This is a genomic window from Domibacillus sp. F004, assembly GCF_057814295.1.
The window spans coordinates 24576-48856 of the sequence record NZ_JBVATB010000004.1; the positions used below are offsets into that span (position 1 = coordinate 24576).

Here is a 24281-nt window from a genome sequence, read left to right on the forward strand (position 1 = left end):
ACTATCATATCATACTTTTCAATCGTTCACCAATATGATCTCTATTTCGTTAAAAGAGTACGTCACTTTTAAAGGAGAATCAACCGAAATATTTTTCCCGCCGCATCAGTCATCATGGTAAAATGATGAAGGAACGTTATTCAAATGATTATACATTATGAAAAGGGAGATTGAGAAATTGATTCAAGCATTTATTTTAATTATCGCTTATTTACTCGGTTCAATCCCATCTGGACTCATTGCCGGCAAAGTCTTTTTCGGCCTTGATATACGTGAACATGGCAGCGGTAACCTGGGTGCGACTAATTCATTTCGTGTTCTCGGCAAAAAAGCGGGTGCAGCGGTCACGGCCGCTGATATTTTAAAAGGAACAGCCGCCACATTGCTGCCAATTTGGTTCGATGCAGGGATTCATCCACTGATTACCGGACTTATGGCGGTCATTGGGCATATGTTTCCTATTTTCGCCAGTTTTCGGGGTGGTAAAGCTGTGGCAACCTCCGCTGGTATTTTGCTCGCCTACAGCCCGCTTTTCTTTTTATTTTTAGCCACGATTTTTGTCATTGTCGTTTTACTGACCAAATATGTATCTCTTGCTTCTGTCTTAACCGCCGCGATCGCATTCATTTATACGATCATTCAGACGTTTTATACAAATGATCTCCCCTTTCTCGCAGCGATTACAGCCATATTCTTTTTCATTCTTTTCCGTCACCGTTCGAACATTGTTCGCATTAAAAACAAAACGGAGCCGAAAGCAAGTTTTGGTAAAAAAAATTGAAACAAGCGGTTTAACGTTATCGCGTTAAACCGCTTGTTTCTGTTCATTCATTTTTGAATACATATAACTGCACATCGTTTCATGATACACTAAGAAAAAAGGATTGGAGTTAATTCATCATGAAAATTGAATTGAACACTCTAGCAAAAAAATGGTTTGAACAAGAAATGTATGCAGCTAAAGGGGACTATATTCGTTTTTACGTACGCTACGGCGGATTTAGCCCGCTGCATGATGGATTTTCACTCGGCGTTTCAAAAGAAGAGCCAATTGAAGCGGCTGTGACAGCAAATCACGACGGCATTATCTATTTTGTCGAAGAAAAAGATTTATGGTATTTTAACGGGCATCATCTAGTCGTCGAATTTAATGAACAATTAGACGAACCCGCTTATAAATATATACGTGATTAATCTATTTCAGTTGAAATTTTTGAATATGATCGTCTAACCCTTCATGTTTTAAAATAATTAGCTGTTTTTCACCAAGTAAGTCAAAATGCGGCCGGGATGGGGTGCGCATATCAATCCATTCCGGCATCAATCCGTACGTATATCCCCATTCCACCAGCCTGTCTACGTATATACAGCCCGCTTTCGTTACCGTACAATACTGTGGAAACCGCTCATCGTACCAGTAATGTGTTAAAAAGGCAATATGACCTGCTTCCATTTCTTTCTTCCATCGCTCTATATCTGCCCGTTTAAGTCCAAATGCCATTAAACCGGTTTCTTTTCCTGTTCATATACATGATGCCATTCTGGAAATTCTTTTTTGAATTTCACTGGCCGAAATGTATCTTTATTTACAACCGTATGAACACTTGAACCTAACACACATACATCGCCCTTTTCATTCAAAATTTCATATCCATACGTCGTGCGGATACCATTGTGTGCCTCAATCCATGTTCGGACTGTCGCGATTTCTCCGTAGCAAAATGGTTTTTTATATGATAGGTGTATATCAACCACCGGTGACACAAAACCTGCTTTTTCCATTTCCGCATAATTAAAACCGAGATCTTTAATTAATTGTGTACGGCCGATTTCAAACCAAACCACATACTGGCCGTGGTAAACGACTTGCATCGCATCTGTGTCCGCATAGCGAACTTCTACCTTTGTTTCTGAAATAAACAATATAAAAAACTCCTTTATCCGATCTCGTTGCTTTATCTATTTTATCATGTTTTTGATTATCGTTTATCTTTTTTGTCTTTTGGGGTACATATATAGATCATCCTTAAGGAGGATTTTTATATTGATTGCATATTTGAAAAATGAAAAAGAGAACATGATTGCACTTCTTGAAAAACTCGTCAATACTGATAGTCATTCTTACAATAAACAAAATGTCGATAAAATAGGTTCGATTATTCAAGAAGAATTTGAAAAAGCGGGTATGAAAGTGGATGTGCATAGAGAAAAAGAATTCGGGAATCATTTAAGTATTACATCTCCAAATGCAAAAAAATCTAGTATTTTAATTATTGCCCACATGGATACCATATTTCCAGATGGTGAAGCTCAGGAACGGCCGTTTAAAATTATTGGAGACAGAGCGTATGGACCTGGTGTAAACGATGAAAAAGCGAGCCACGTTCAAGTTTTATATGCGATGAAAGCACTAAAAAATGCGGGATTATCATCCTTTCATAACGTCCATATTATCTTTAACAGCGATGAGGAAATTGGTTCCCCTTCTTCAAAATCAATTATTATAGAAGCAGCTAAAGGGAAAGACTACAGCCTTGTTGTTGAGTGCGGACGGCCAAATGAAGGCGTCATCACAGCACGAAAGGGCGTGGGACGATTCAAACTGAATGTGACCGGTAAAAGTGCCCATGCAGGTGTAGAGCCTGAAATTGGTCGAAGTGCCATTGAAGAAATTGCATATAAAGTAATTAAATTGCAGCAACTAAATGATATTGAAAATGGACTGACGGTCAATGTTGGCTTAATTACCGGAGGGGTGTCTGCGAACACTATTTCACCCGACGCCGAAGCAGTCATTGATGTACGTGTTCAAAACAAAGAACAAGCAGATGAGATCGTAAAAGAGATCTATACGATTGCGGAAGAAGATAATGTGCAGGGTACCAATACAAACGTGGAAGGCGAAATCTCAAGACCTCCAATGGAAATGACGAAGGAATCTCAAGAGCTTTTAGAACGTGTGAAAGAAGCAGGAAAAGAAATTGGTCTCGATATTCACGGTGAATCAACAGGCGGTTCATCCGATGCCTCTTTCACTTCAAGTATTGGGGTAGCAACGATTGACGGGATGGGCCCGATCGGTGAGTTTTCCCATAGTGAAACAGATGAATATACAGTAGTTGATTCTTTAATTGAACGAACAGCTCTTCTTGCTAAAACAATTGAGCGTTTGTCATAAACTGAGATGGAGGAAATGAGCATGACAATAGAAGAGATATGGGCCAATCAAAAAGAAGCATCACATAAACAGAGGGCACGCGGGAAAAACGGCATGACGGCCAGTGCAACAGAAGAAGCATCCCAAATTGGGGCAGATATTTTGTCAAATGGCGGGAATGCAATGGATGCCCTTGCTGCAATGCAGTTTGCTCTTGCAGTGTCAGAACCGTTCAACACAGGACTTGCCGCAAGTGGATTTATTATGTACTATGATGCGAAAAAGCAAAAAACATTTGTTGTTAATGGACATTCCATCGCCCCAAATAAAGCGCATAAAAATATCTTTGTGGACGAGCACCAGGATGTCATCTCATTTATCGAGCGGTCGACGCCTGGAACAGCTGTAGCGGTACCCGGTATTTTAAAAGGGGTCGAAAAAGCACTGAAAGAGTTCGGGACGATGAATTGGGCAGATGTAATAGCACCTGCTGTTAAATTATCTAAGGAAGGCGTTCGCGTCAATTTAACGTGGAATACTGGCCTTGAACGATTTAGTGATCGGCTTGGTGAAGAAGCCCGTACTTTTTTCTATCCAGATGGCATACCGCTGACAGAAGGTGAAGTAGTCGTAAATGAACAGTTAACGAAAACATTGATACTGTTACAAGAAAAAGGAGCAGATGCTTTTTATAAAGGTGAAATTGCAGATGCGATTATTAAGACCGTCCAATCATTTGATGGATTTTTAGAAAAAGAGGATTTATTAAAATATGAGGCAACGATTTCTGAAGCGATCACTGAAACTTATGGCACTTATAAGATCGCTGTCCCTTCCCCGCCAAATGGCGGCGGCTTTTCACTTCTCTATATGTTAAGACTAGTAGAAAAGCTGAATATCGCGCAATATGGCGTTCGCTCATGGGAGAAGTATTATATAATCGCTGAAGTGCTTCGCATCATGACTGCAGATAAACTTGCTTTTATGGGTGATCCCGCTTTTTATGATATCCCTCTTGCAGGACTTCTCCATGATGACTATTTGACAAAACGGGCAGAATTGCTTAACTTTAAATTCCGCAATGATTCAATAACAGAAGGTAATCCGTGGGATTATGATAAAGAAAAACAGCCGCATTATCAAAACCCAAATAAGAAAGAACCTGGACCGGAAACGACACATTTCATTGCGGTCGACAAGGAAGGCAATATTGCTACATGTACATCTTCTCTCGAACATTTTTTCGGTTCTGGCATTATGGTACCTGGTTATGGATTTTTACTGAATAATGATATGACTGATTTTGATCCCGATCCTGCTGGTATTAACTCTGTTGAGGCTGGCAAGTACCCTGTTAGCATGAAAACACCTACCATTGTATTTAAGGACGGGAAACCGATCTTAACACTCGGTTCACCGGGCGGTCCGACGATTCCTGCGTCGGTTTTACAAACGATGATCCATATTCTTGACTATGGGATGGATGTAAAAGATGCTATTGAAGAGCCTCGCATTTATAATGGGACCGGACCGCTTATCTGGCATGAAGATGGGATTCCAGAAAAAGCAAAGCGAAAGCTGGAGCAGATGAATTACCAGTTCGATAACATTGCACTTTCCATTGGCAATGTGCAGGCCGTATTATTAAACCCCAAAACAGGGGAATTATTTGGTGGCAGTGATTCTTCACGCCCTGGTATTCCAGTTGCCGTAAATCCATTTTAATATAAAAGGGATCCCGTTTATGTAAGGGATCCCTTTATCATTACGTTAATACCGGCCACTTATTATAGTATACTAATTTTTCTAGTTCTTTTCTTTTTTCCCATTTGGCTGTCTCCAAAATAGGAGCTTTCGGATAACCATCTGTATAACCTATGGAAATTAAGGCAACTGGATCTATATGAGGCGGTATCTCTAATATATCCCGTACATCGGATTTTTTATAAAAACTAACCCATCCCATTGCCAGCCCTTCGGCACAGGATGCCAGCCACATATTTTGAATGGCACATGCTGTCGACATAATGTCTGTTTCCGGTATTGAATTCCGTCCAAGTACGTGCGACCCTCCCCTCGTAGGATCGGCAGTGACGCATATCGTTAATGGTGCTTCCTTCATTCCCTCAATTTTCAAATTCAAAAATTTTGATGAACGATCATCGTTTTCATAATGAATCGCAAGGGCTCTTCGCTCTTTATCTGCCGCCCATGCTAACCGATGTTTGATTTCTTCCTCTTCGATCAAAATAAAATTCCATGGCTGCATAAATCCGACTGATGGTGCGTGATGAGCCGCTTCTAAAATCCGTTCTATCGCTGCTTTAGGAACTGGATCAGATGTAAAGCTTCTTACATCTCTTCTGGAATAAATTACTTTGTAAATCGCTTCTTTTTCTTCATTTGTAAACAAACATTGATCCTCCATTACTCCTTATTGGATACTTGGGCCGTTTCAAATGTGGCCATTTCTTTCACCATTAGTACAGCTGATTGTAATATTGGAAAAGAAACCGCAGCGCCACTGCCTTCTCCCAGTCTCATTTCGAGATCGAGAAGCGGCTTTTTTCCCAACAACTGAATGAGAACGTCATGCCCAGGTTCTAAAGAACGATGCCCCATAATCATATAATCGGCGACTTGACTGGAGATCATTTTCGCGATCAAAGCAGCAGTTGCAGAAATAAATCCATCGACAAGAATAGGTATCCGGTTACTTGCAGCAGCAAGCATTGCACCTGCCATTCCAGCAATTTCAAGCCCCCCAATTTTCGATAAAATGTCGATAGGATCATCTGCCCTCGGATTTCTTTTTTCAAGAGCACTTTTAATAATTTGTTGTTTATACTGAATTTTGTCCTTCTCAATTCCTGTGCCTGTTCCGACTAGCTTTTGAATATCTTGTTCGCTGACAGCAGCTGCAATAGCACTGCTTGTGGTCGTATTGCCGATTCCCATCTCACCGAGAATGAGGCATTTAGCTCCCTCGTTAATCATTTTTTGTGCCTGCTCATAGCCAACTTCAATAGCTTTAACTGCTTCATCAGGTGACATTGCGTTTTCCTTATAAAAATTAGCTGTTCCATATCGTACTTTTTTCTTTATCAACCCTTCCTCATCTATATCACTAGCTACCCCGATATCCACGATGTATAAGCTGGCGTTGATTGATTTACTAAATACATTAATGGCTGCGCCACCATTCAAAAAATTACGGACCATTTGACCTGTCACTTCCTGTGGATAAGCAGATACACCCTCATCAGTGATACCATGGTCCGCTGCAAACACAATAACCCCCGGCGGTGACACGTCCGGAAAAGGATCTCCTGTCATCTTTGCCAGTTCAATCGCCAAATCCTCCAATCGGCCTAAACTCCCAAGAGGTTTTGTCAGTGAGTTAACATATTGCTGTACATGAGCACCTGTTTTTTCATCAAGTTTGGGTATATGTATTGTTCGTAATAAGTTTCCCATCCCCCTATATCATCCTTTCTTCTTACAGAATTCTTATCTATGCAAAAAACCTTAACATGTGGAGTTAAGGTTTTAAATAAGCACTCAATTTGCAATAGAAACAAAGCGTGATTAAAAATCCTTTTCTTCCCTCCGAAGAATACAGAAACGTTCATTCATAAGCAGGTCTGCTGACTTAAGCCTATTTGGTTTAACAAAAAGCTTTTACAGTAGCGGGGGCTGCTCCGGCTTTTCACCGGATTCCCTATTATCTCTCAACACATTTGTTGCAAGCACTTACAAATTATTATTCAGTTCTAAATTCCATTAAACTATAATTACCTTTTAATAGCAACTAACAATTATGTATACAGTCCGGTACAAATACCGGCCTATTTTCCTGTTTTATCATATGCAAGCCACTTTAACTCAAGTCTTTCTTCAAGCGCTTTCATCGCTGCTGTATCTGCAAGTAACTCTTCCTTATTTTCTTTTATAAGATCTGCAAATGTTTTTTTCTGAATTTTGCGCATTTTCTCACTCCTTTCTTTATATTGCTATTATTTCCCGAAAAAATGATTTTATACAAAATATTCAATCATCTTGCCACAAAGAAACACCCCAATCATTAGATTTTTTCTAACAATTGAGGTGCAGTTCTGATCTGACTTTTTTGTATTACTTATTTGTTTGTATTTACATTTTGCAGTTTGCCACGAAGAACCATTTGTAAAATGCCACCATGACGGTAGTAATCTACATCTACTTCAGAGTCAAAGCGTACAAGCGCTTGGAATTCTGTTTTCTTTCCTTCTTTGTTTGTTGCTGTAACCGTTACAACTTCACGTGGTTTCACGTTGTCTGTAATTGCTACTTCAATTGTTTCTTCCCCTGTAAGTCCAAGCGTTATTGCATTTTCGCCCAATTTGTACTGAAGTGGAAGCACACCCATCATAACAAGGTTTGAACGGTGAATACGTTCATAGCTTTCTGCGATAACCGTTTTAACGCCAAGCAAGTTTGTACCTTTTGCTGCCCAGTCACGTGAAGAGCCCATTCCGTAATCTTTACCAGCAAGAACGACAAGTCCTGTTCCTTGCTCTTGATACTTCATGCACGCATCATAAATTGGCATCACTTCGCCTGTTGGCCAATAGGTTGTAAGACCGCCTTCTGTCCCTGGCGCAATTTGGTTACGAATACGAATATTCGCAAACGTACCGCGCATCATCACTTCATGATTGCCACGGCGTGAACCGTATGAGTTAAAATCACGTGGTTCAACCCCTTTAGAGCGAAGATATAAGCCTGCTGGTGTATCTTTACCAATTGCACCTGCTGGTGAAATATGGTCTGTTGTAACAGAATCGCCAAATTTGCCCATTACACGCAAGCCTGTGAGCGCTTGAATCGGCTCTGGATTTGTTGAAAGATCCTGGAAGAATGTTGGATTCGCAATGTACGTTGAATCTTCATTCCAGCTGTAAAGTGCTTCATTGCTCGTTTGAATTTGATTCCATTTCGCATTACTGTTGAATACTTGAGCATATTCTTTACGGAACAATTCAGGTGTAACGGTACGTTTCACCGCTTCTTTTACTTCAGCTGTTCCAGGCCAAATATCTTTAAAGAAGACGTCCTGTCCATCTTTGCCTTTACCAATCGGCTCATTTTGAAGGTCTACGTTTACATTACCAGCCAGCGCATAGGCAACAACGAGTGGTGGAGATGCAAGGTAGTTGCCTTTTACAAGCGGATGAATGCGGCCTTCAAAGTTACGGTTACCTGAAAGAACAGATGTAACGAGAAGATCCGAATCAACAATCGCTTTTTCGATTTCTTCTTTGAGCGGGCCAGAGTTACCGATACATGTCGTACAGCCGTAACCAACAAGGTTGAAACCGAGTTTCTCCATATATGGGAGGAGACCGGAATCACGAAGATAGCCTGTCACCACTTTTGAACCTGGTGCAAGAGACGTTTTTACATATTTAGGCACTTCAAGACCTAGTTCAACCGCTTTTTTTGCTACTAAACCAGCTGCAAGCAGAACATAAGGATTTGATGTATTTGTACATGATGTGATCGCAGCAATGCCGATCGCACCTGTTTTCATTTCTACTTTTTCCCCATCTTTGAATTTAACCTTTGTCGTTTTGTCCAGTTCCTCTTCCGTCAAACCAAAGCCATGGTTACCTTGAGGCGCACTGACTGCGTCTTGGAATGCTTTTTGCATTTGAGTAAGTGGAATTAAATCTTGCGGACGTTTTGGACCGGACAAATTCGGCTCGATTTCAGCAAGGCTTATTTCAACCACTTCTGTATATATTGGATCTTCATTTTCTGGTGTGAAGAACATATCGTTTTCTTTTAAATATTGCTCAACGACTTGAATGTGTCCTTCTTCGCGCCCTGTCAGACGCATGTAATCAAGTGACTCTGCGTCAACCGGGAAGAAACCACATGTGGCACCATATTCAGGCGCCATGTTCGCAATTGTCGCCCGGTCTGCAAGCGGAAGTGAAGCTACACCTGCACCGAAGAACTCAACGAATTTACCTACTACCCCTTGCTGGCGTAGTACTTGTGTTACTTTTAAAGCAAGGTCAGTAGCTGTTGCACCATCTGGAAGTTCACCTGTTAATTTCACACCAACTACTTCTGGAATAGGGAAATATGAAGGCTGTCCAAGCATACCTGCTTCTGCTTCAATTCCCCCAACACCCCATCCTAGAACACCAATTCCATTAATCATTGTTGTGTGAGAATCCGTACCGACAAGTGTATCTGGATAGGCTTCAAACTCACCTTCAGTCGTTTCAATAGCATGTACGACATTTGCAAGATACTCTAGGTTTACCTGATGAACAATTCCTGTTGCTGGTGGAACGGCACGATAGTTATCAAATGCTTTTTGCGCCCAGCTTAAAAACTCATAGCGCTCCGCATTGCGGTCAAATTCAAGCACCATATTACGCTCAAGTGCTTCGGGTGTACCGTAGGCATCTACTTGCACAGAGTGGTCAATAACAAGGTCAACCGGGATTTCCGGATTGATAACCTGCGGATCACCGCCGATGTCTGCCATAGCTTTACGAAGAGACGCAAGGTCAACAACAACTGGCACGCCTGTGAAATCCTGCAGAATAACGCGTGATGGTTTAAACGGAACTTCTGCTTCTTTATCTACATTCGGTCCCCATTTTGCTAAGTTTTCAACGTGGTCTTTTTTAATAACATAACCATCAAATTGACGAAGTACAGATTCAAGTAATACTTTAATCGAATATGGCAAGCGGGAGACTTTTGCTATCCCTGCTTCTTCAAGAGCCGCTAAACGGTAGTAATTATATCGCTTACTATTAAGGTCAAAGCTTGCGCGGGCGTTAAATACATCATTTTTCGCCATTTCGGTTCCCCCTCTTAAATATCAGTATGTAAGACATCCGAGAAATTAGTTATTTATTTTTTCTTCTAATTTCCCACGTCCTTTATCATATTATACGGATTAATATAAGTAAATAACAAGAAGTTAATCACCTTTCATAAGAAAAACTAATCACTTGAAAAATGATTTTTTTGAACGGACTGATAAAATGTCACCCATCCATCCTTTTTTCTTCAAATATGCATATAGAATAAAGGTCGATGCAACAATTAATACACCTGCATACAAATAACCCAATTTCCATTCGAGCTCCGGCATATGTTTAAAGTTCATTCCCCAGATGGCGCCAAATGCCGTCACCGGTGTAAACAACGTTGTAATAACCGTCAATGTTTTCATAATTTCATTTCCTCGATGTGTAGAAACAACACTTTCAAGATCGATCAATGCGTCGATTTCTTCTTCATATTCGCGTATCAATTCACGCGCCCGTGTGATACGGCGCTTCGTTCGTTTATATTGGGGCTGTTCCATAATCTCGTCACCAAATGCTTCTTCCACTGCCATACGTATTTCGATCATCGGAATAATCAAGTTTTTCCAGATAAGCAGTTCGTGGTCAGCATTCGCCGTTCGATCGAGCGTATTTGTATTATTGCGCTCTTTAATATCCCAGAGCAAGTCACGCAGCCGCACTTCAAATTTATCAATTTCTTTTAAAAAGTGAGTCATAATTTCCCCAATTAGTACAAGAAATCCTTCAATCGCTGTTTCTGATTGATGCATTTTTTCTTTCATTGCTTTTACATTTGCAAAATCTAGTTTATTTAAATCTAAATCTGATGTCAAAAGTTCATCTCGTGTTAAATAAAAATGAAACACAGATTTATCTTGTTTTTTATGGATATCCTGCATATAAACGAGCGATCCCCAGATGAATTCTTTCCCGGGCATGCCTGTATACATTTCGAGCAAGTTCGTTTCATTTTTTTTCATATCTCTAATCCATTTTTTACACGCAGGATGCTTCTGTGCAAGCTCTTTCACTTGCTCCTCATTTTTCATGTCGAGCTCTGTCCATTTCCATTGCGAAGAGTGGAATGTGTGTTCCATTTTAATCCTGTCCTTCCCCTCATGTCCTTACTTTAATTTTAATAATGTACCCTCATTTTTCTTTTCAAAACGTTTTGCTTTCTCATTGCCAATGTTTTGAATATGCCCCATCCGGGTAAACTGTTTTTAAGCAGGCGTCTATGCAGAAATATGAAGGAGGAAATTCAATGTATAATACGATGAATAAAAAAGCAATGAAACAAAAAAACGGTGGGCTTGGTTACCTTCTTCTCGGTGCCGGTGCCGCAGCCTGGTGGCTGTCAAAAGATGAGAATCGTACAAAATTTGATGGCTGGATGACCCAGGCAAAACAGAAACTAAGTGGTGAAACATCTCCTGGAGATGCATTCCCGGTTCATAAAGGCGGCAATCCTCATCCAGAAGATATTGACGATAATAAAATGGTCGACGAAGGTTCTCAATTTGCTGTTAATTATTACAATAAAAAAGAAAATCAATGAAAAACCGTCTTTGCTCCTTGCAGCAAAGACGGTTTTTTTACTTCAAAGATTCTAATAAATCTTCATTTATCATTCTTCTTGTTTCGAATATTCTTTAACATAATATAAAATATCTGAGACATACTGGTCGCTTCGATTATAAGCAAAAATGGCTCGCTCTAAATCACCTTCAGCAGCTCCATTTGACTGCAAATAATTTGCTGCACTAAAAATAGCATCTTCAATATCAAATGGGTCAGCCTTGCCATCCCCATCTGCATCAACACCGTATCCTCCGTATTTAGCAATGACCTCAGGGTTTACTTTTTCTTTTTCAGGTATTTCTCCCTCACCAAGTTCGTCGCATGTAGGGTGCTGCCAACCGACAAATGTGCATGGCATAAACTGCATAGGTCCTTCTGCACCAACCGGTGAAATCATTGGATCCATGGTTGAAAATTTAGTTTCCACCCGGTGATGCGCAGCGAGGAGCTCCCATGGAATTCCATATTCTTCTGCTGCCGCTTTGTAAATTGGAATAAATTCTTCTGGAATGTTTTTTGAACCTATTAATTTAGATGTTGAGTCACTAAGCGCAAACAGTATCAATAAAAGCAGCCCTAGAATAATAAATGGAGTTGATAAAAAATACATTGCCCTCTTTCGTAACTTTCTTCGTTTCACCATGTTGTACTCCTTTATTAAAACGTGCTCTTCTCATCATAGAAAAGACTGGAGAAAACTTCAAGCAAAACAAATGAAAGAGTGAAAGAGAGTGTCGTGCTGACACTCCTTTTGCGATTTAGGTAAGCGGAAGGCGCCCGCCTTTCTTGCGCATCTCTTTCCGCTCTTTTGAAAAAGCACGAAAAAGAGAAATCATCATTAAAATAATAATGAATGAAAACGGGAATGCTGCAGCAATTGCCGCATTTTGCAGCGCCTGAAGCCCACCGCTGTATAGAAGAACAACGGCAATCATGTACTGGAATATGCCCCATATCACTTTCACATTGTTTGGCGGTGTCAGCGAACCATTCGTCGTCAGCATACCAATTCCAAATTACGTACGCTGACAATAACAAACTCATTATATTGGCATTATGTCCTTTGACAAACCTTTCATAGCCGTAACAAAAAAAGAGCCCTATCAAGTAATAGGGCTCTCCGCACGTATTTCAACAGCTTCAAACTGCTTTAATCCTGGTGTTTTAGAAGCGGCTTCCGCCGCTTTTTCGCGCAGTTTTAACTCTTCGCTTTTCAACTGTGAAAGCGACTTGACAGATTCGGCTTCTTTTTTCTGCAAACGCTCCTTCTCGAACTGCCACTGGTTTGCTGTGACAAAGGCAGTGTTCATCTCTGAGATTAAATCCGTTTCATAATATGGATACTTTCGCATAACTTCATCAGCCATGTTTTCAAAGGATACATTCAGCTTTTTTTCTAAATTGTTTTTTTCTGTCTGCCAATACGTATTCGACACCCAAGCCCCGACAGATTGAAGAAGCCCTTTTTTCGTCTCATTCGCTTTCATTTTAGACTGCACACGGCTTAATTTTTCTCTAATTCTTGTATTAGATACGCTAATATCTCCTAAATAAGGGCGTGCCGGATCTGTTTTTAAAATAGCAATGAGACGCTCCCGTAAATTACGATATACCGATCGAGCTCTCTCTTCCGCACTCATCGCATTTTCAAGTTCCAACCGAACCGATTCAATCTGCTTTTCTTTCTCCTGCTGTTCTACTTTTAATTCATTAACTTGCCGGATTAATAACTGGTAACCGGTCTCCCTCCGCACCCATTCTGCTGCAACAACGGCTAAGTCGGTTTCTTTCAGATCATCTTCCGGCGGCATATACATCAAAAGTAATGCGGAAGGCAGCATCCAACTTCCTGACACAAGGCTTTTCAATGCGACATCTGTCGTAAACAATGCATCAGGATGAAGCATCCACAAATAACGTGGATTACCGCTTGGCACATCCGCAATAATAGTAGATAACAACATTTCATACATCGATAAACCGCTTCTCGTACCCATTTCAAATAGAAAAGAAGCAAGTCCTTTTTCTTCCACTATTTCTTCAAATAATGTGTCGTGGTTTAACTGAAAATGCTCAAAGATTTGCACCTTTTTGTATTCTGGCATCCCTTCCCAGTAACCGCGAATCGTTTCTTGAAGGGGCTCTTTCTTTTCATCTACTTTTTCATTTTTTAGCACACGTTCTACTCTTTTCACACTTTCATAGTGAAGCATAAATTCAAGTTTATCTGTAATAAGAGACTGATCAAATTTCTCTTTCAATAATTTATCTTGTTTCGCTGCTTTTTCAAACCATTTATGAGCGATTTCATCAGAACGGGCAGCTACCTTTTCTTTTTCATTTAAACGAGCAGCGGGAAGCTTTAACATCTTTGTTAAAGCAATAAACACATCGAGCTGCAGTTCAGCATCAGTTTGCTCATTTCGTTTGTTTGCCTCTGTTATAATGGCACTAAAAAATGGCGTCATCTCTTCTTTTGAAAACTGACTTTTTGCTTTTAACGCAATTAAATCGCGCGCATTAATGTTATATAAAATTGAATGGACGACGCGCAACCGTGTACCTGTCATTGATGAAACAGCTGCACCAATCGATTTATTTTCCTTCATAACCATCCGCTCCATTTATTGTCTTTTTTTTGATTGTACACGAATTCCGCGGGAAAGAAAATGAATGCGAATTTTCACTATATACATAGGTAGATTAAGTAAATATTAAAAAAAATGTATTTTTTGTCGAAAAGAGTTGCTATTTGGAAATTGCTTTTTTAGAATAGAGTTATAATTCTGTAACTTGCAACCATTTTCAGAATTATAAACTACTAAGGGAGGTCTTTAATATGGAACAGAAAGCAGGACGCAACGAATTGCTGCAAACGGAACATGACTACGCAGCGATTGCAGCCAGTCCAGAGTTCAAGTCGCTGGTTAGAAAGAAAAACAAGTTCTTGTTCCCAGTTACTGTTTTTTTTCTTTTGTTTTACTTTACATTGCCGCTTTTAACATCTTTTTCGACTGTCTTGAACAAACCGGCAATCGGTGACATTTCATGGGTCTGGATATTTGCCTTAGCCCAATTCATTATGACTTGGTCCCTTTGCATGGTATACGTCAAAAAAGCAAACAAATTTGATAAAGATTCAGAAAAAATTCTAGCTGTTCACACATCTAATGAAGGGAGCAAACATTCATGAGTGCTCTTGGACTCTTTTTCTTCGCCGCTATCGTCGGACTCACGCTTATTGTTACCTACTGGGCTTCAAAACGAACAAACTCAGCTAGTGAATTTTATACAGCTGGCGGAGGATTAACCGGCTGGCAAAATGGGATTGCCATTGCAGGCGACTATTTATCAGCGGCTTCTTTTCTCGGGATCGCCGGTGCCATTGCTTTAAATGGATTTGACGGATTTTTTTACAGTATCGGCTATTTAGTCGCATACTTAGTCGTGCTGTACATTGTTGCCGAGCCACTTCGAAATCTTGGAAAATACACGCTTGCTGACATGATCACAGCCCGCTTTGAACAACAAAAAATTCGCGCAACTGCTGCCATCAGCACACTGACCATTGTTCTTTTTTATATGATTGCCCAACTTGTTGGCGCAGGTGCACTTATTCAGCTTCTACTTGGCATTGACTACTGGATTGCTGTATTGATTGTCGGTGTTATGATGACAACATACGTCTTATTTGGCGGAATGGCTGCAACAAGCTGGGTGCAAATTATTAAAGCTGTTCTTTTAATGATCGGTACAATTATTATCTCATTCCTTGTATTAATGAAGTTTGACTTTAATATTTTAAATATGTTCAGCGAAATGAAAACGGTTACACCATCTGGAGAAAGCTTCCTGCATCCTGGCGTGAAGTATACGAATGGAATTGATACAGTTTCGATGATGGTAGCACTCGTTTTCGGTACAGCCGGTCTTCCTCACATCTTAATGCGTTTCTTTACCGTAAAAGATGCGAAAACAGCCCGTAGTTCCGTCGTTTATGCTACATGGATCGTTGGTATATTCTATATTTTGACTATTTTCCTCGGTTTTGGAGCCGCCGCATTTGTTGGTTCTAAGAACATTATTGCAGCGAACGCAGCTGGAAATATGGCTGCACCGTTACTCGCGCAAGCTCTTGGCGGCGATTTACTTATGTCATTCGTTTCAGCTGTCGCTTTTGCCACTATTCTGGCTGTTGTAGCCGGTCTTGTATTATCAGGGGCATCTGCCTTTGCGCATGATATTTACGGACAAATTATTAAAAAAGGGAACGTAACCGAGAAAGAACAAATGGCTGCAGCGCGCTATGCATCAATCGGTGTTTCGATCGTATCAATTTTGCTTGCTTTATTTGCTCAGTCGATGAATGTCGCATTTCTTGTATCACTGGCCTTTTGTATTGCAGCAAGTGCAAACTTGCCTGTTATCCTTTACACAATTTACTGGAAACGTTTTAATACAACGGGTGCTATTTCCGCGATGTTAACAGGGTTAATTTCGGCCCTCGTGCTCGTTGCACTAAGCCCGAATGTATGGGGCCCTGAAGGAACCGCTATTTTTGTCGGGACAGCCCTATTTCCATTGACAAACCCAGCAATCATTTCCGTACCAGCTGGCTTTATTGCAGGTTTTATCGGTTCAATCATTTCAGAAAAAGCAGACGAACGCAAATATGCAGAGGTAACGGTGAAAGCGAATACCGGACTAAAATAAAAAGGATGAAAGCAGACGGAATAGTCCGTTTGCTTTCAAGGAGGCTTTATAGTGAAGCGTATGATTTGTTTATGTTTATCGAGTTTTTTACTCCTTTCCGTTTTCCCTCAATCACCGGAAGCAGCCACTGACCCATACGCCGCTGGATTATCCAATGTCACTGACAGCAAACAGGTGATCGTTGCAGAAGGCCAGACATCATCTAGTCTCGCCACAGTAAAACTGTATGAAAAATTCGGAAGCAAGTGGGTGTTAAAACGAATCTCACCGGCTGTCACCGGTAAAAACGGACTTTCTTTTACGAAAAAAGAAGGAAATGGTGCCACACCAACAGGGATATATGCCATCGGTGAAATGTTTGGCTTTGCGGCAAAACCAGCTGGCGTCAAATCACGCTATACCGTCACAAATCGCTTTCATTATTGGATAGATGATGCTGCGTCAAAAGACTACAACAAGTGGATATACTACCGCGGTAATCCATCTACACGCTGGAAATCGTTTGAACGGCTGAATCACACGCTCTATAAACATGCAATTATTATTCGCTATAATGAAGATCCTATCGTAAAAAATGCCGGCAGTGCGATCTTCATTCATCGGTGGCGCAGCGGCACTACACCCACAGCGGGCTGCATTGCGCTTAGTGAATCGCATTTAACCGTCCTAATGAAATGGCTTGACCCAGCAAAAATGCCTAAAATCGTCATTGGCACACCAGACTCTATCCAAAAAGAACTGAATGCCCTTTAAAGACATAAAAAAACCGGTCATCCGCCGCTGACCGGTTTTTGTTTTACTGCTCCTTTAGTTCATCGGGCTGCTTATACTCATAGCCGAGATCATAAGCAACCGCTTTGTGTGTGACGAATCCTTTTAGCGTGTTAATACCGTGTTTTAAAGACTCATTTTCAGACATCGCTTTCTCAAACCCTTTATCCGCAATTTGAAGCGCATATGGAATGGTTACATTCGTTAATGCAACAGTTGAGGTTCGCGGGACAGCTCCTGGCATGTTAGCTACCGCATAATGAACGACGCCATGCTTTATATAGGTTGGATTGTCATGTGTTGTAATGCGGTCAACTGTCTCAAAAATACCGCCTTGATCCACTGCTACATCCACAATAACCGAACCATTTGACATCGACTTAACCATCTCTTCGGTTACAAGCTTCGGTGCTTTAGCTCCCGGAATTAATACGGCACCAATCACAAGATCGGACTCTTTCACAGCCTCGGCGACATTCAATGGATTCGACATTAACGTTTGAATCGATGAACCAAATATATGTTCCAACTGCCGAAGACGATCTGCACTTAAATCTATAATCGTAACATCAGCACCTAGACCAATCGCAATTTTAGCAGCATTCATTCCAACCGTTCCACCGCCGATGACGGCCACCTTCCCTTTTTTAACACCCGGTACACCGCCAAGTAGGATCCCTTTTCCACCCTCTTGTTTCTCTAAAAACTGTGCGCCAATTTGCGCGGCCATTCGTCCTGCCACTTCGCTCATTGGTGATAATAGCGGCAGCGTCCCATTCATACTGACAGTTTCATATGCAATGGCTGTCACTTCATTTTCCACAAGTGCTTTCGTTAACATCGGCTCTGCTGCAAGATGAAGGTACGTAAATAGAATAAGTCCTTTACGAAAGTATCTATATTCCGACGCGAGCGGCTCTTTCACTTTTAGGACCATATCCGAACGGTTCCATACCTCATCCGCCCCATTCAAAATTTCCGCGCCTGTTTTTCTATATTCTTCATCAGAGAAACCGCTGCCATTCCCGGCACCGCTTTGTATAAGCACGTGGTGTCCTGCTTTTACAAATGAACTAATGCCTGCTGGTGTAATGGCGACTCGATTTTCATTGTTTTTAACTTCCCCTGGTATGCCAATAATCATGACGATTCATCTCCCTAGCTGGTTATTTTGCTTATCTTCATAGTATGTCAGATGAATGACATATTTATCGATTCAAATAAAAAACCATAAGAGATGTTCTTGTTGATTTTCATAAAAAAGAATTGTTCATCTGCCAAATCAATAAATCAATATAAAGCAACGTTTTTTCATTCATATCTTTCAAATCCAGTCCGGTAATTTCTGTAATCCGTTTCAAGCGATAGGCGAGTGTATTCGGGTGAACATGCAAAATTCCAGCCGCCCCGTTCATATTACCGTCATGTGCTAAATACGTATAAATCGTTTCCATCATATTTGCATGATGCATGTGATCATAAGCATTCAGTTTTTCAATAATAGGATTTCTTTTCCCTTCTCGAGCAGTGCGAAAGTCATCTATTGATTTAAAAATACCTATTTTTTCGTAGCAGTCTGGTATTTGAATCGTCGAAAACAGTTCTTTCATACGCAGCACATATAAAGCTTCTTGATAGCTTGTCTGAACATCGAGTGGATTCTTTACAATACTTCCTGCTCCTCCTGCCGGTTGCACTTTCAGCCGTTCGGATGCCTTTGCAATAAAATCTTGAATATAATGCTGCACTGTATTTATTTCACCTGTATCTGGAAATCGAATGAGTAAGATAAGCTGATCTCCATCATAGGTTCTTGCTATGCATGATAATTGCTGGAGTGTTTCAACTAGATAGTCTATCTGACGTCCAAGTGTATGGTCAATCGTCCGTCTAAAGTCAAAAACAACCGCCAGCAGTTCACCTGTCAACGGCATTCCGTAACTTTTATTCACTTGATCCACTTCATTTCGTCCCTTGAAGTGTCCAGTTAACAGCTTCCAAAAAAACTCTTGATGGCTTTCTTCAGCTGCGCGCTTTCGCTTCTCATACTGGAGAAGCTGACTTTTGACCGCTTTTGCGGCTTCCTTTAAAATAAACATTTGCTCATCTGAAAAATGAGCCTTTGACTGTGCCCAGATGAAACCGATCACTTTACCTTGTTTTCGGACAGAAATGGCCACGCGCTCACCGAGTTCAACTTGATCAATCGCCGGGATGATGACAGGCTCTTCTGTTTCAAATAGTTTTGGAATAGCACCGCTTTTCCATAAACTATTAATAACATGCTCCGGCACACGACGACGCATAATCGTTGCAATCCGCACAGGATCAATTTCTCCTTCGTGGCGGCTGTACGCAATAATTTGATGATTCGCATCTTCAATTGTAATGGGACAATGAAGGGCATCACTAATGCGATCGGCGAGCATTTCAATCGATTCATATTCATGAGCAAAATATTGATTGACTATGTTTGACATGTTACTCCCCCGCTCATTTAATTTTCTCTATTATAAATGGCAAAAGAGTGATTATGTCTGCTTCTAAAGCTAAAGTCATAAAATTCTTTTTTGTAAACATCCCACTGACATTCTTTTACGCCGCGTATCACAAACATAGAATCGCCCTTCTTCCTCACTTTATATGCCCATTATATTCGAATATACGTTCCTAACGCAAGTGACATACACTGAAAAAAGACGAACAATTAACATGGCAAAAGATAGACCTCGTTCAACCTTACTCTTACCCTATGTCTAAAGACGACAGCTTTCCTGTATAGATATTATGTAAAAAATAGGAAAAGCGGAATCTTGAGGATGATTCCGCTTTAAAACATGATGACAAATAGCTTTTGGTGATCATCGCAGTCTTTGTAGAGATAGTTCATATAAGGCGAAGAAAAGGATGTGGAGAGGAATTAATATTTTCTAGATCCACAGCTCGGGCAAATGTAGACATCTTCGGCATCGTAAATGGAACCGCACTTTGTTTGTTCAAGCACGACAAGCGCACTTCGGAGTTCAGCACGCTGTCCTTCCCAGCCGCATTCACATTTTACGCTGTTCATTGAGCCAAATTTGTGTAATCCATAGTTCATACAATCACCCCTTAACAAAATATTCAGAAAAAACCTGTACACTTATCTTACACAAAAAGCCATTTTCCCGCAACTAATAAATTATTAATTTTTTGTGAATTTTGCAAAAGTCAAGTCTTGTTTATTTATTTTATGCTTGTTTATTTATATGCAAAAGCCCCGAATACATGATTCGGGGCTTTCTATCAAGGTTGTTCCGTTAACTGCTTCACATCCAGTACAATTTCATCGAACGGCACGTCCATATTGCCTGCATAGCTCTTGACAACAGTACCTTTTTTATCTACTAAATAAAAGCTCGTTCCATGCATGAACTGGTCGGAATTTGGATCTGGAACTGCTAATGTTTGAAAGCTCTTTTCCGCGAAATCACGAATATAGTCACCGTCATAACCCGTTAACAAATCCCAGTTTGATTCATCTGCTTCATAGTGGGATATATATTCTTTCAATGCTTCCGGTGTATCACGTTCTGGATCAACACTAAATGATACAATGTGGTAATCTTTTATCCCTTCTTCATTTAACATATCTTGAAGATCACTCATGTTTTTTGTCATCGGTGGACAAACAGTCGTACAATTTGTAAAGACAAAGTCAGCAATCCACACTTTCCCTTTCAAATCAGACAAGCTAACTTCTTTTCCATCTTGATTCGTATTCTTAAAATCCTTTACTTCTACATCCATGTTACCTTGAAAATCACTGTTGCTGCATGCAGACAACACAATCATCACCATTATTATGATTATCTTATAGCGAAATAACTTCAAAAAAATGACCTCCAAATGATTTTTATACATTTATCGTAGAGGAATTCGCCTCATTACTCAATGAGCAAATTCACTTTCTCGTGAACTATTTATGAAATGTGATTACACTTCTCCTGAAAATACGAACTTCGCCTTGCTTCCCGTCTCTGACTGCTTCACTTCCAAACGAGCATCAATTCGCTCCTTCAACTCAGGTACATGAGATATAATACCGACAAGCCGGCCGTCAGATTGAATATCCATTAACGTTTCAATCGCTTGATCCAGCGACTCTGGATCAAGTGTTCCAAATCCTTCATCTACAAACATCGTCTCTAATGACACACCGCCCGCATAATTTTGTACGATCTCTGCAAGACCGAGTGCAAGAGCAAGTGCCGCTTTAAAACTTTCACCGCCTGACAATGTTTTTACAGGACGGCTTGCCCCCGTATATTGATCAAAGGCCAATAAATCAAGTCCGCTCTGCGCATTTCCTTTGGCACGCTCCGTTTGCCTTTCCAGCCGAAACCGTCCATTTGTCATATTGACAAGCCTCGTGTTCGCGGCATTTAAAATATCTTCTAGAAAAGACGCAAGTACATAGCGCTCAAACGTCACTTTCAATTCATTTTTCCCATGAGCAATATCATACATATGTCCAGCAAGACGATATTCTTCCTCAACACGCGCGATTTGCTCGGACAAGCGCATGATGGTCTCTTTTGTCCGCTTCGACTCACTCATCTGCGCCGCAAGCATCCCCGCCTTATTTGTCCATTCGTTCATCTCATTATTCAATGCATCAATTCGATCATTCATTTCATTAAGATTAATCCGCTCGAGGCCATCTGTTGCCTTTTTGAATTCGCGAATTTTCATATGAATCGCACGTTGTTCTTCGTTATACTGTTCCACTGATTCCTTCAGCCGTGGCAATTGTTCAATAAACAGCTTTGCTTCCTGATAGGACTGTTTATCAACGAATTCATTTTCATAAAGCTTTTCAGAAAAGGCAGCTGATGCTTCTTTGAATAATACGTCTGCTTCTATCATTGTCTGTTCTCGTTCATTTAGAATGGAGACTGCTGACTGAAGTGACGAACTCCATTCATAGTAAGCAGTACGGGCTTGTTCGAATTGCCGTTTATCCTGCTCTACTTGCTTTTTTACTTGATCAAACACTTCAATAAATCGATTCACATTCCGCATCTCATCCGGGACGCTTTTTTTCATTTGCACAAGAAAACTCTTTGCCTCAATATACGCATGCTGTTCAGCTGCTTCCATTTGCCGATTCCGCTCCAGTTTTTGTACAATCTTTTCTTTTTCGTGATGGAGCAACCTCAGCTGTTCAGTCAGTTGTTGTTTTTTCTTCCGATCATGCTCAGCTGTCTGCCGATCTGTTTTTGCACATTGAAGCATTTCTTGAATGTCTTCAATCTTTTGATTTTTAGGCAGTTTGACTTTCAGTTTTTCAATTTCTTTTTTGGCCGTATTAATGGCAAACTGGATGGCAGACTGGTTTCGTTCTTCATTATGGCATTGTTGTTCCATCAATGAAGCCTGTTTTTCCGCTTCTTCAACATCCTCATCACGAATCAGCGAACCTTTACTATCACCCGAATAAGCCGGTTTAGGATGATGCAGAGCCCCACAAACGACACACGGTTCGCCTTCGGTCAAATGCAATGCGAGAAGAGCAGCTTGTTCACGTTTTAATTCCTGCCGTAAAGCAAGTACTTGTTTTTTCCCTTCCTCTGCTTTTTGCGCGGCCTCCATGAACCGCTGCTCCGCTACCTCTTTCTCCACTTCGAGCGTTAACAATTGAGAAGTTATAGCTGATGCTTCTTTATACAGCTCAAGCATCTGCTCTGCTTTTTCAACGAGATGGTCTGCTTCGATAAAACGTTCACCCGCTAACTCGAGCGGTTTGATCATACGTTCTGTTTCGGTTATTTTCTCTTCCATTTCCTGAAGGGTCTCGCGTAACCGAACACCGTCAGCTACTGTATTTTCCAGCTGTTTCTCGTATTTTGCTTCAATCTGCATTGCTTCTTTAAAGGCATAAACAGATTCTTTCATTGATTCCAGCTGTTGATAACGCTCAGTCATTCTATCACGTTCCTGCTGTCGGTCTTCTTCTCGCTTCAACACTTCTGCCGCTTGCTCAAATCGCACACGCGCCGATTTTTCGTTTTGCGCCGCTTCCTTTTTTCGCTCATACGCCAATACGAATGCTTTTTCTGCTTTTTGCATATGCACTTCATATAAAAGCAGTTTTTCAGCTCGTTCACCACGGACGATATTTCCAGTAATCAATTGTATTTCTTGCTGTCGGTTATCAAGCTGTCTTTTTATTTCATTTAATTGTATCAGTTGATCAAACTGCCGGTTCAGCGCTATACCTCGCTCGCGTTCTGCGACACATTCATCGCGTTTTCTTCCTATCTTCACAATGTTTTCCTTCATCGTTTGATGCTCTTGCCGCATCATCTCCATGTCAATATCCAGCTGTTTGAGGACCGCATCTTTCATCATGTCCTCCTCTTCCAGAAGGATACGCATTTCATCTGAATATGGAGACAAATTTTTTAACATCATGATTTGTTCAGCTACTGTTTTTCCTGCTTCCTTCTTCAATATATCCGCTTTTTCTTTTAAGTGATCCTCTACTTGTTTGTAAAAAGCCGTTTGAAACAGCTTCTGCAAAATTTTTTCTTTTTCCTGGCTGCTTGCCATGAGCAGTTTTTGAAATTCACCTTGTGGAATCATTAAAATTTGCCGAAATTGATTCGCCTCTAAGCCAATTAGTTCATTTATTTTTTCATCTGTCTCACGCACATTGGCCGCTAACAGCACTTTTTTTCCTTCATCTGTTATTTCACTTAATTCAGCCGTCGCACCCACTGTTGTCGTACCCGTGCCGCGCGCTTTCACTTTTTCTTGCTGCGGCGTACGCCGGATCACGTATTGGCGACCTTTCAGTTCAAATAACATCTCTACTTCCGTTAATTGCCCTTTTTGCGCAAACTGACTTCTCATTTCTTGTGCACTTCGATTGTCGCCACTCGGCCTGCCGTACATCGCAAAGCTGATTGCATCAAAAATGGTTGTTTTGCCAGAACCGGTCTTACCTGAAATAACAAACATTTTTCGATTTTCAAGCAGAGAAAAATCAAGTTCCTCCCGTCCCGCATATGGACCAAACGCGGTCATCGTTAATTTTACCGGTTTCATCTTATTTCGCACAGGATACTCTCTCTTCAAATATGTGCAGAGCAGAAACTCAGTATGAAGGAGGGAGAGGGACGTTCGCTCGGCGTTAGCCAAATCTCCTTCCTGTG

General features: G+C 40.8%; 22 protein-coding genes, 1 pseudogene and 1 riboswitch. Of the genes and pseudogenes, 8 read left to right on the forward strand and 15 right to left on the reverse strand.

Annotation, left to right across the window (positions count from 1 at the left end):
• Positions 1-181: 181 nt before the first annotated feature.
• Together plsY and ACZYRN_RS11665 are read left to right on the forward strand one after the other, a co-directional pair.
• On the forward strand, positions 182-781 hold the full coding sequence (plsY, locus tag ACZYRN_RS11660) for a glycerol-3-phosphate 1-O-acyltransferase PlsY (RefSeq protein WP_488912030.1): 600 nt from the start codon (positions 182-184) through the stop codon (positions 779-781).
• Positions 782-900: 119 nt separating this feature from the next.
• Positions 901-1194, forward strand: coding sequence for a HesB/YadR/YfhF family protein (locus tag ACZYRN_RS11665; protein WP_488911788.1), 294 nt, complete (start codon positions 901-903; stop codon positions 1192-1194).
• 1 nt (position 1195) lies between these two features.
• On the opposite strand, the gene ACZYRN_RS11670 is transcribed toward ACZYRN_RS11665, so the two are convergent.
• Both ACZYRN_RS11670 and ACZYRN_RS11675 read right to left on the reverse strand, forming a co-directional pair.
• A complete protein-coding gene (locus tag ACZYRN_RS11670; RefSeq protein WP_488911789.1) occupies positions 1196-1501 on the reverse strand; it encodes a hypothetical protein in 306 nt (101 codons plus the stop codon).
• Positions 1501-1923 (reverse strand): acyl-CoA thioesterase, encoded by a 423-nt coding sequence (locus ACZYRN_RS11675; RefSeq protein ID WP_488911790.1) that lies wholly within the window; start codon positions 1921-1923, stop codon positions 1501-1503. Before ACZYRN_RS11675 ends, ACZYRN_RS11670 begins: the two co-directional genes overlap by 1 nt.
• A 121-nt stretch (positions 1924-2044) precedes the next feature.
• Between ACZYRN_RS11675 and ACZYRN_RS11680 the strand changes: the two genes are divergently transcribed.
• Together ACZYRN_RS11680 and ggt are read left to right on the forward strand one after the other, a co-directional pair.
• Positions 2045-3178, forward strand: coding sequence for a M20 family metallopeptidase (locus ACZYRN_RS11680; RefSeq protein WP_488911791.1), 1134 nt, complete (start codon positions 2045-2047; stop codon positions 3176-3178).
• 21 nt (positions 3179-3199) lie between these two features.
• Complete coding sequence (ggt, locus tag ACZYRN_RS11685) at positions 3200-4882, forward strand: gamma-glutamyltransferase (protein WP_488911792.1); 1683 nt, start codon at positions 3200-3202, stop codon at positions 4880-4882.
• A gap of 40 nt (positions 4883-4922) precedes the next feature.
• Here the strand turns inward: ggt and bluB are convergent, their stop codons facing one another.
• From bluB to ACZYRN_RS11710, 5 genes are all read right to left on the reverse strand, one after another.
• Entirely contained in the window at positions 4923-5570 is a 648-nt protein-coding gene (gene bluB / locus ACZYRN_RS11690) for a 5,6-dimethylbenzimidazole synthase (RefSeq protein WP_488911793.1), read from the reverse strand.
• Positions 5571-5584: 14 nt separating this feature from the next.
• A complete protein-coding gene (gene cobT, locus ACZYRN_RS11695; RefSeq protein WP_063964424.1) occupies positions 5585-6634 on the reverse strand; it encodes a nicotinate-nucleotide--dimethylbenzimidazole phosphoribosyltransferase in 1050 nt (349 codons plus the stop codon).
• Positions 6635-6777: 143 nt separating this feature from the next.
• Positions 6778-6929: riboswitch (cobalamin riboswitch) on the reverse strand.
• A 76-nt stretch (positions 6930-7005) separates the two neighbouring features.
• Entirely contained in the window at positions 7006-7146 is a 141-nt protein-coding gene (locus ACZYRN_RS11700; protein WP_488911794.1) for an FbpB family small basic protein, read from the reverse strand.
• A 149-nt stretch (positions 7147-7295) separates the two neighbouring features.
• Entirely contained in the window at positions 7296-10022 is a 2727-nt protein-coding gene (gene acnA, locus ACZYRN_RS11705) for an aconitate hydratase AcnA (protein WP_488911795.1), read from the reverse strand.
• 150 nt (positions 10023-10172) lie between these two features.
• Positions 10173-11114: a magnesium transporter CorA family protein gene (locus ACZYRN_RS11710; protein ID WP_488911796.1), complete on the reverse strand. Its 942-nt coding sequence runs from the start codon at positions 11112-11114 to the stop codon at positions 10173-10175.
• Positions 11115-11281: 167 nt separating this feature from the next.
• On the opposite strand from ACZYRN_RS11710, the gene ACZYRN_RS11715 reads away from it, so the two are divergent.
• Positions 11282-11575: a hypothetical protein gene (locus tag ACZYRN_RS11715; protein WP_488911797.1), complete on the forward strand. Its 294-nt coding sequence runs from the start codon at positions 11282-11284 to the stop codon at positions 11573-11575.
• Positions 11576-11644: 69 nt separating this feature from the next.
• On the opposite strand, the gene ACZYRN_RS11720 is transcribed toward ACZYRN_RS11715, so the two are convergent.
• From ACZYRN_RS11720 to ACZYRN_RS11730, 3 genes and pseudogenes are all read right to left on the reverse strand, one after another.
• A complete protein-coding gene (locus ACZYRN_RS11720; RefSeq protein ID WP_488911798.1) occupies positions 11645-12241 on the reverse strand; it encodes a lytic transglycosylase domain-containing protein in 597 nt (198 codons plus the stop codon).
• A 115-nt stretch (positions 12242-12356) separates the two neighbouring features.
• Positions 12357-12614 (reverse strand): annotated as a pseudogene (locus tag ACZYRN_RS11725) (BCCT family transporter); the annotation flags it as partial.
• 87 nt (positions 12615-12701) lie between these two features.
• Positions 12702-14207, reverse strand: coding sequence for a hypothetical protein (locus ACZYRN_RS11730; protein WP_488911799.1), 1506 nt, complete (start codon positions 14205-14207; stop codon positions 12702-12704).
• A 230-nt stretch (positions 14208-14437) separates the two neighbouring features.
• Between ACZYRN_RS11730 and ACZYRN_RS11735 the strand changes: the two genes are divergently transcribed.
• Genes ACZYRN_RS11735 through ACZYRN_RS11745 form a run of 3 tightly spaced genes read left to right on the forward strand, consistent with a single transcriptional unit; the run spans position 14438 to position 17064 of the window.
• A complete protein-coding gene (locus ACZYRN_RS11735) occupies positions 14438-14791 on the forward strand; it encodes a DUF485 domain-containing protein (protein WP_488911800.1) in 354 nt (117 codons plus the stop codon).
• Complete coding sequence (locus ACZYRN_RS11740) at positions 14788-16311, forward strand: solute symporter family protein (RefSeq protein ID WP_488911801.1); 1524 nt, start codon at positions 14788-14790, stop codon at positions 16309-16311. Before ACZYRN_RS11735 ends, ACZYRN_RS11740 begins: the two co-directional genes overlap by 4 nt.
• A 60-nt stretch (positions 16312-16371) precedes the next feature.
• Complete coding sequence (locus tag ACZYRN_RS11745; protein WP_488912031.1) at positions 16372-17064, forward strand: L,D-transpeptidase family protein; 693 nt, start codon at positions 16372-16374, stop codon at positions 17062-17064.
• Between the two features lie 43 nt (positions 17065-17107).
• Here ACZYRN_RS11745 and ald read toward each other — a convergent pair whose 3' ends face one another.
• The 5 genes from ald to ACZYRN_RS11770 form a co-directional block, all read right to left on the reverse strand.
• Positions 17108-18226 carry an alanine dehydrogenase gene (gene ald / locus ACZYRN_RS11750; protein ID WP_488911802.1) on the reverse strand — a complete coding sequence of 373 codons (1119 nt, stop codon included), beginning with the start codon at positions 18224-18226 and terminating at the stop codon, positions 17108-17110.
• Positions 18227-18335: 109 nt separating this feature from the next.
• Positions 18336-19562: a PucR family transcriptional regulator gene (locus tag ACZYRN_RS11755; protein ID WP_488911803.1), complete on the reverse strand. Its 1227-nt coding sequence runs from the start codon at positions 19560-19562 to the stop codon at positions 18336-18338.
• Between the two features lie 440 nt (positions 19563-20002).
• Positions 20003-20182, reverse strand: a complete 180-nt coding sequence (locus ACZYRN_RS11760) for a hypothetical protein (protein WP_488911804.1) — start codon at positions 20180-20182, stop codon at positions 20003-20005.
• A gap of 185 nt (positions 20183-20367) precedes the next feature.
• Positions 20368-20955, reverse strand: a complete 588-nt coding sequence (locus ACZYRN_RS11765; protein WP_488911805.1) for an SCO family protein — start codon at positions 20953-20955, stop codon at positions 20368-20370.
• A gap of 102 nt (positions 20956-21057) precedes the next feature.
• Positions 21058-24174: an SbcC/MukB-like Walker B domain-containing protein gene (locus ACZYRN_RS11770; protein WP_488912033.1), complete on the reverse strand. Its 3117-nt coding sequence runs from the start codon at positions 24172-24174 to the stop codon at positions 21058-21060.
• Positions 24175-24281 lie beyond the last annotated feature (107 nt).